8 protein-coding genes are annotated in these 7,263 nt (G+C 65.6%); 3 read left to right on the top strand and 5 right to left on the bottom strand.

Going from position 1 to position 7,263, the window contains the following annotated elements; all coding sequences use genetic code 11:
- The first annotated feature begins 37 nt into the window (after window positions 1-37).
- The gene (locus VF194_RS12710) at window positions 38-1,075 is read left to right on the top strand and encodes a class I fructose-bisphosphate aldolase (protein ID WP_330891543.1); all 1,038 of its coding nucleotides are present in this window, start codon (window positions 38-40) and stop codon (window positions 1,073-1,075) included.
- A gap of 324 nt (window positions 1,076-1,399) precedes the next feature.
- Here VF194_RS12710 and VF194_RS12715 read toward each other — a convergent pair whose 3' ends face one another.
- The 4 genes from VF194_RS12715 to VF194_RS12730 form a co-directional block, all read right to left on the bottom strand.
- Window positions 1,400-1,879: an Hsp20 family protein gene (locus VF194_RS12715; protein ID WP_330891545.1), complete on the bottom strand. Its 480-nt coding sequence runs from the start codon at window positions 1,877-1,879 to the stop codon at window positions 1,400-1,402.
- A 193-nt stretch (window positions 1,880-2,072) separates the two neighbouring features.
- A complete protein-coding gene (locus tag VF194_RS12720) occupies window positions 2,073-2,339 on the bottom strand; it encodes a hypothetical protein (RefSeq protein ID WP_330891547.1) in 267 nt (88 codons plus the stop codon).
- A gap of 248 nt (window positions 2,340-2,587) precedes the next feature.
- Window positions 2,588-2,815, bottom strand: coding sequence for a 50S ribosomal protein L31 (gene rpmE, locus VF194_RS12725; protein ID WP_330891549.1), 228 nt, complete (start codon window positions 2,813-2,815; stop codon window positions 2,588-2,590).
- Between the two features lie 223 nt (window positions 2,816-3,038).
- Window positions 3,039-3,674, bottom strand: coding sequence for a serine protease (locus tag VF194_RS12730; protein WP_330891550.1), 636 nt, complete (start codon window positions 3,672-3,674; stop codon window positions 3,039-3,041).
- 166 nt (window positions 3,675-3,840) lie between these two features.
- Here VF194_RS12730 and VF194_RS12735 point away from each other — a divergent pair, with 166 nt between their 5' ends.
- Together VF194_RS12735 and VF194_RS12740 are read left to right on the top strand one after the other, a co-directional pair.
- Window positions 3,841-5,625, top strand: a complete 1,785-nt coding sequence (locus VF194_RS12735; RefSeq protein WP_330891551.1) for an ABC transporter transmembrane domain-containing protein — start codon at window positions 3,841-3,843, stop codon at window positions 5,623-5,625.
- The gene (locus VF194_RS12740; protein WP_330891552.1) at window positions 5,612-6,727 is read left to right on the top strand and encodes an SMP-30/gluconolactonase/LRE family protein; all 1,116 of its coding nucleotides are present in this window, start codon (window positions 5,612-5,614) and stop codon (window positions 6,725-6,727) included. Before VF194_RS12735 ends, VF194_RS12740 begins: the two co-directional genes overlap by 14 nt.
- Window positions 6,728-6,734: 7 nt before the next feature.
- Here VF194_RS12740 and VF194_RS12745 read toward each other — a convergent pair whose 3' ends face one another.
- A complete protein-coding gene (locus VF194_RS12745) occupies window positions 6,735-7,073 on the bottom strand; it encodes a DUF3574 domain-containing protein (protein ID WP_330891553.1) in 339 nt (112 codons plus the stop codon).
- Between the last annotated feature and the right edge of the window lie 190 nt (window positions 7,074-7,263).

Genomic DNA, 7,263 nt, shown 5'->3' on the forward strand with positions numbered 1-7,263 from the left:
TGGGACAACCCATAAAGACTCATCGGGAGCCGCAGATATGAACCTCAAGGACCTCAATCAGATCGCCAAGGCGATGGTCGCGCCGGGCAAGGGCATCCTTGCCGCCGACGAAAGCACCGGCACGATCGAGAAGCGCCTGTCCAGCATCAACGTGCCGAATACCGAGGAGAACCGCCGCGACTATCGCGAGATGCTGTTCACCGCGCCGGAGGCCGAGAAATACATCTCCGGCGTGATCCTCTATGACGAGACGATCCGGCAGAAGGCCAAGGACGGCACCCCGCTGGTCGAGATCCTGAAGAAGCGCGGCATCGTGCCCGGCATCAAGGTCGACAAGGGCACGCAGGACCTGCCGGGCAGCCAGGGCGAGAAGATCACCGAAGGCCTCGACGGTCTGCGCAAACGGCTGGTCGAGTATTACGGCCTCGGCGCCCGCTTCGCCAAATGGCGCGCCGTGCTGAATATCGACGCCGCCAGCGGCAAGCCCTCGCGCCAGGCGCTGGTGGCGAATGCCGAGGCGCTCGCCCGCTATGCCGCGCTGTGCCAGGCGGAGAACATCGTGCCGATCGTCGAGCCGGAAATCCTGATGGACGGCGATCACGACATCGCCACCTCCTATGCCGCCACCGAGCGCACGCTGCATACGGTGTTCGAGCAGCTTGCCCTGCATAACGTCGCCTTCGAGGGCATGGTGCTGAAGCCGAACATGGTGATCCATGGCGAAAGCTGCAAAAGCCCGGCCGGCATTGAGGCCTGCGCCGATGCGACGGTGCAGGTGCTGCTGCGCTGCGTGCCGGCGGCGGTGCCGGGCATCGCCTTCCTCTCCGGCGGCCAGTCGGACGAGCATGCCTCGGCCCATCTCGGCGCCATGAATGCGCGGCATCCGAATCTGCCCTGGAAGCTCACCTTCTCGTATGGCCGCGCCCTGCAGGCCCTGCCGCTCAAGCTCTGGGCCGGCAAGGCGGAGAATGTGGCCAACGCGCAGAAGGGCTTCATCTTCCGCGCCCGCCTCAACAGCCTGGCCGCGACCGGCCAATACGACGCCAAGCTGGAACAGGAATTCAAGGCGGCGTAAGCGCCGGCTTCATCGTCGCTTCGCAAGCGGCTCCGGCGGCAACGCCGGAGCCGCTTTCATTTGCAGGCTACGGCTCAATCCAGCCGGCTCCGCCGGCTGCAGACGGCTTTCAAGGCATGCCATTCCGACCCCGTCAGGACCGGCCGTCTCGGTACATATCAATAGTACATAAAAGGAACATATCAAGTAAGAAAAACGCTCAGTGCGATTTCCGTCCATGCTGGCGAAAACACCAGCCGCCGCGCGCGGTTGGACCGATCCGCCGGAGCCACAATAAAGCCCGGGCGGTTTCCCGCCCGGGCTCGTCGCATCCGGTGATGCCATTTACGCGGCGGCCTTGGGCTGCGCGTCGATCACCGCATCGGTATTCGCGGCGGTGACGATCGGGATCTGCCGCGGCTTCTTGGCCTCGGGGATTTCGCGCTTGAGCGCGATATGCAGCAGGCCATCGCGCAGATCGGCGCCGACCACCTTCACGGTGTCGGCTAGCTGGAAGCGCCGCTCGAAAGCGCGGCGGGCGATGCCGCGATGTAGCACCGTCACCTTTTCCTCCGGCTGGGCCGGCTCGGCCGCCTTGCCGGTGATGATCAGGCTGTTCTCCCTGACGGTGACGTCGAGCTCCTCGGGACGGAAGCCGGCCACCGCCATGGTGATGCGGTAGGCGTCTTCGCCCAGCTTCTCGATATTGTAGGGCGGATAGCTGGGGGCCGTTTCATCGAGGCGGCTGGCCAGTTCGAACAGCCGGTTGACGTGATCGAAACCGATGCTGGACCGCAGTAGGGGAGAGAAATCGAAGCTACGCATGGGTCATCCTCCTTCAAAGCGATGATGCGTGTTGTCGGGCCTGCACCCGTGCAAGGACGGGGTTACGCCAGGCCGTTGCGCTGCCCGGACCCGCCATGGGCATCCGGACGCAGTCAGCATGTAGGCATTGCCCCGCCGCGCTTCAAGAGGCGCGCGCAAGGCGCTTATTTCAGGAGTTACAGGAGCTTAGCGGCTAGCCGACCGAGACCGGCGCCCACTTGAATTCGGTCAGCGCGCGGCCGCGCAGGAAATCGACGAGATGCTTGGGCCCGACGAATTCCGGCGCCAGATTGACGCCCTGGGCGGCCAGCACCACGGTCGAATTCTTGAACAGCGGCTTCATCGCCGCCAGGGAGCGGCTCGCCATCTCATCCGTCGCGATGGCCGCATAGGAGACATAGATGAGGGTGACGACCTCGTTGCCGAGCTTGAAAGAGGCGGATTGATAGACCTGGGCCATGACCGCACTTCGTTATGGGCGCCATCCGGGATATGGGCACCATCTGGCGCTATGACAGCTTTCCGATCGCTCGCGCGACCGACGCATGGTTAACGCAGCCAGCGTTAACGAACCGTGACGATGATACGAAGCCGGCGCCGCAGACGCCAGACGGAACATGATCCGGGCCCGAGCCCGGAAACAGAAGCGGCGCCCGATCGGGCGCCGCCTGTTCCGCAGCCTGCGTCCCTTCCGGGCCGCCGGGCGAATTACTTCTTCAGGCCGAAATTGCCGAAGCGCTTCTTGAACTTGGCGACCTGGCCGCCCGCCTCGTTCAGACGCGCCGGACCGCCGGTCCAGGCCGGATGCGACATCGAATCGATGTCCAGCATCATGGTATCGCCCGGCTTGCCCCAGGTGGAGCGGGTCGTATAGACGGTCCCGTCGGTCATCTGGACCTTGATCTCGTGGTAATCCGGATGGATATCGGGCTTCATGGCACTTTCTCCCGGGCCAGCGCCGTCCGCGGACCCTCGCAAAATTCCTCAATGGCCGCGCGTTATAGCCAGAACGGCCTCCCCTCGCAAGGGCGAAGGGAGCGCGCCACCTTGGGAAATACCCCCTAACCGTTCGCGCTGGCGGCCCGGCGCCGCCCCTTCCCCGGCTCGACCAACTCCATGCCAAGCTTGTCGAGTGCATCCAGGATCGGGATGAAGCCATTCAGGCTGGTATTCCGCTTCGTATTGTCCATGGCCCAGCCGATGCGGCGATGCCGACCACGTTGCCCTGTCTGTCCAGCAGCGGGCCGCCGCTATTGCCGCCATGGATCGGCATGTCGGCCTGGATCACGTCGAGACGGTCGGGCGGCATGGCCTGCCGATAGGCGCTCACCACGCCACGGGCGACGGTCCAGCCCAGGGCTTCCCTTTGCGGCGCGCCGACGGCGTAGACCTCTTCGGCGATGCGCACGGGACTTTCGCGGATCGGCATGGCCGGATAGTCGCCGCCATCCAGCTTCAGCAGGGCGACATCGCGCCGCTCGTCATTGCGCATGACCTCGCCGATGACGATGCGCCCCGGAAGCAGTTTGACGCGCACGAGATGCTGGCCGCCGACGACATGCTGGTTGGTGATGACCAGTCCATCCCGGCTCACGATGAAGCCGGACCCATGGCTGCTGTCGCCGGACTCGATGAGGACCGTGGCGGAGCGCAGCATGACCGGCTTTGCCTCGATCACCGGAGGCGTCACCGGCAGCGGATTGGCGCAACCCACCAAGGGAAGCACCAGACCCAGGATAAGAATGCGCTTGTTCATCATGTGAAGTCCCCCCGCCTCGAGCAGATCGAGGCGCATCCTGTCGCCTGAAATAAGAACATAAAAGGGATTTTTACAGATCATACAAATGCATGCGGACGGGCCCGGCTCCAGGCGGGTGCGACGATCTCGCGTCTCCGGCTGCGTTGTTCCGCCCGGCCATGCTCGCTATAACCGGCCGATATCCTTGGCCGACTGGGTGAAAATGTCCGGGTCCGAAACGCCAAAACGTCCGCCGCTGGGTGCGCCGCGCCGCATCCTGGCTTTTGTCGCGCCCTATCGCTGGATGGTGGTCGGCGCCGGCATAGCGCTGGTGGTCGCCTCGGCGGCCGTGCTCGGCATCGGCCAGGCGATCCGCCGCGTCATCGACGTCGGCTTCGGTGCCGGCAACGGCACCTATCTCGATCTTTACTTTGCCGCCCTGTTCGGCGTCGTTGCCGTGCTGGCGGCTGCCACCTTCGCGCGTTTCTATTGCGTGACCTGGCTGGGCGAACGGGTGGTCGCCGATATCCGAAAGGCAGTCTACAGCCATGTACTCCGGCTGAGCCCGGCCTTCTTCGAGACGACGCGCACCGGCGAAGTGCTGTCGCGCCTGACCACCGATACCGAGCTGATCCAGACGCTGGTCGGCTCCTCGCTCTCGGTGGCTTTGCGCAATCTGCTGCTGTTCCTCGGCAGCGCCGTCCTGCTGGTGGTCTCGTCGACGCGGCTGACCTTGCTGGTGGCGCTCGTCATTCCCGTCGTGGTGCTGCCGATCGTCATTCTGGGCCGCCGCCTGCGGCGGCTGTCGCGCGCCAGCCAAGACCGCATCGCCGACCTGTCCGCTCAGGCGAGCGAAACGCTCAACGCCATCGGCACGGTGCAGGCCTATACCTTCGAGGCCCGCGAAGCCGACCGTTTCGCTGCCAATGCCGAGGCCGCGTTCGGCACCGCGGTGCGGCGCACCCGGGCACGGGCCTGGCTGACGGCGCTGGTCATGCTGCTGGTCTTCGGCGCCGTCAACGGCGTCATGTGGATCGGCGGCAAGGCCGTTTTCGCCGGCGAAATGTCGGCCGGCGAACTCAGCGCCTTCGTCTTCTACGCCGTGATCGGCGCTTCGGCCGTCGGTGCATTGTCGGAGATCTGGGGCGACGTGCAGCGCGCCGCCGGCGCCGCCGAACGCCTGATGCAACTGCTCGCCACGGAACCCAGCGTGAAGGCGCCGGCCGAGCCGGCGCGGCTGCCGGCCAGGCCGAGCGGCCGGCTTGCCTTCGAGGACGTGCATTTCCATTATCCGGCGCGGCCGCAGACCGCGGCAGTCGACGGCTTGTCGCTCGCTGTCGCCGCCGGCGAAACGGTCGCCATCGTCGGACCGTCGGGCGCCGGCAAGACGACCCTGTTCCAGCTGCTGCTGCGCTTCTACGACCCGGAGGCGGGCCGCATCCGTTTCGATGGCGTCGATATCGCCATGCTCGATCCCGTCGAGCTGCGCCGCCATATCGGCCTCGTGGCGCAGGAGCCGGTGATCTTCGGCACCTCCGTCATCGAGAATATCCGCTATGGCCGGCCGGAGGCCAGCGATGCCGACGTGCATGCCGCCGCCGAAGCCGCCGCCGCGCACGGCTTCATCCAGGCCTTGCCGCAGGGCTACGACACCTATCTGGGCGAGCGCGGCGTGCGGCTTTCGGGCGGCCAACGCCAGCGTATCGCCATCGCCCGTGCCCTGCTGAGGGATCCGCCGGTGCTGCTGCTGGACGAGGCGACCTCGTCGCTGGACGCGGAATCGGAACGCAAGGTGCAGCAGGCGCTGGAACAGCTGATGCGGGGCCGCACCACGCTGGTGATCGCCCATCGCCTGGCCACCGTACAGAAGGCCGACCGCATCGTGGTGATGGATCACGGCAAGATCGTCGCCTCGGGCCGGCACGAAACGTTGATGGCCGAGGACGGTCTTTACGCCCGGCTTGCCCGCCTGCAATTCATGACGGGAACCGCCGATGCCGCCGCGTAAACGCAGTGGCGGGCCGGCGAAGCGGGGCTTGCGGCGCTACTGGTGGCGCTTTCTCCTCGTCGCCCTGATCGTCTATGCCGGCTACACCGTCTGGAATGGCGGTGCCTTGCGCAGCACCAAGGCCTTCGTCGCCGGACAATGCCTCGCCGTCGAAGCACCGGTCGGGCCGGAAGACCTGGTCATGCTGCCCGATGGCAGCGGCGCCATCGTTTCCGCCCAGGACCGGCGCCATCCCAACGCGCCCGGTGCGCTTTGGTATTACAGCCTGAATACCCGGCCGGGACAGTTCACCAAGCTGGGCATTCCGGCCAACCTGCCGCTGCATCCCGGCGGCATCAGCCTGTTTCGCGGCGGCGACGGGCAGATTTTCCTCCATGTGATCAACCATCGCAGCGAGGACCGTCATACCGTCGAGATATTCACGCTGCAGGACGACGGCAATGGCGGGCATATCCTGCATCACCGCGGCAGCGTCAGCAGCAGCCTGTTCGTTCATCCCAATGCCATCGCCGCCGTCGGGCCGGAGGCCTTCTACGTCACCAACGACCGCGGCTCCGGTCCGCACTGGATGCACATGGTGGAAAACCTGCTGCAGCTCAGCCGCGCGACGGTCGACTACTACGACGGCCGCGGCGTTCGCATCGTCGCCAAGGATATCGCCTTTGCCAACGGCATCGACGTGACCGCCGATGGGGGCACGGTGCTGGTCGGCTCGACCCTGTGGCGCGAGCTGCTCGCCTTCACCCGTGATCCCGGCAGCGGCTTCCTGCTGCGCAGCGGCACGCTTGCGCTGCCCGGCGGGCCCGACAATATCCACCGCGATGCCGAGGGCAACATTTGGGTGGCGGCTCATCCGAACGCCTTCGCCTTCATCGGCCATGCCATCGACGGCGACAGGCAGAGCCCGAGCATGGTGCTGCGCATCGGCCGCGGCAGCAATGGCGTCCTGCAGGTGCAGGAAGCCTTCGGCGATCCAGGTTCGCTGATCTCGGGCGCCAGTGCCGCCGCGCAGATCAACAACCGCCTGCTGATCGGCGCAACCTTTCAGCCCAAGCTGCTCGATTGCCAATTCGAGCCGGCTAAGCTGCGCAGCGCCCAATAATCAGGCATCAGAAGCGATAGGCGCCGCACTGATCGAGCCGTAGCACGCTTTCCTGATGGAAGCGCGCCTTATAATCCTCGGCGATCGCATCGAGCTTGCCGTCGATCTCGGCGGAGTTCGGCCGGGCCACGACGAGGACATGCGCCTCCTCGCGCACGATATCTGCATCGGCGGAGCGATAGGCGCCCTGCCCATCCAGGATCGTGAATCCATCGGGGAAGCGCGGCCGGATGGCTTCGTCGACGAAGCGCGACCAATCGGCGGGCTCGACCTTGCCGCCGCCGCCGATCGCCGTGCCGAAGAACAGGCTGCTGGTCTGTTGCCGGCAGAGCGCCAGAGGATGCAACCAGATATAGACGCCGGCCAGGACCAGGACGGCGAGCGCCGCAACGGCGAAAGCTAGAGCGTAGTTCGATGTCTCTGAATCGTGTCTTGGGACCTGTTTGAGACGGTGGTGAGTCCTTTGTGAGTCGGCGCCGGTTTTGGGTTTCGGGTTTTCGACGAATCAGATTCACCATCCCTGCTGGTAGGAGGTC

This window comes from Ferrovibrio sp., from assembly GCF_036381655.1.
Taxonomy (GTDB): domain Bacteria; phylum Pseudomonadota; class Alphaproteobacteria; order Ferrovibrionales; family Ferrovibrionaceae; genus Ferrovibrio.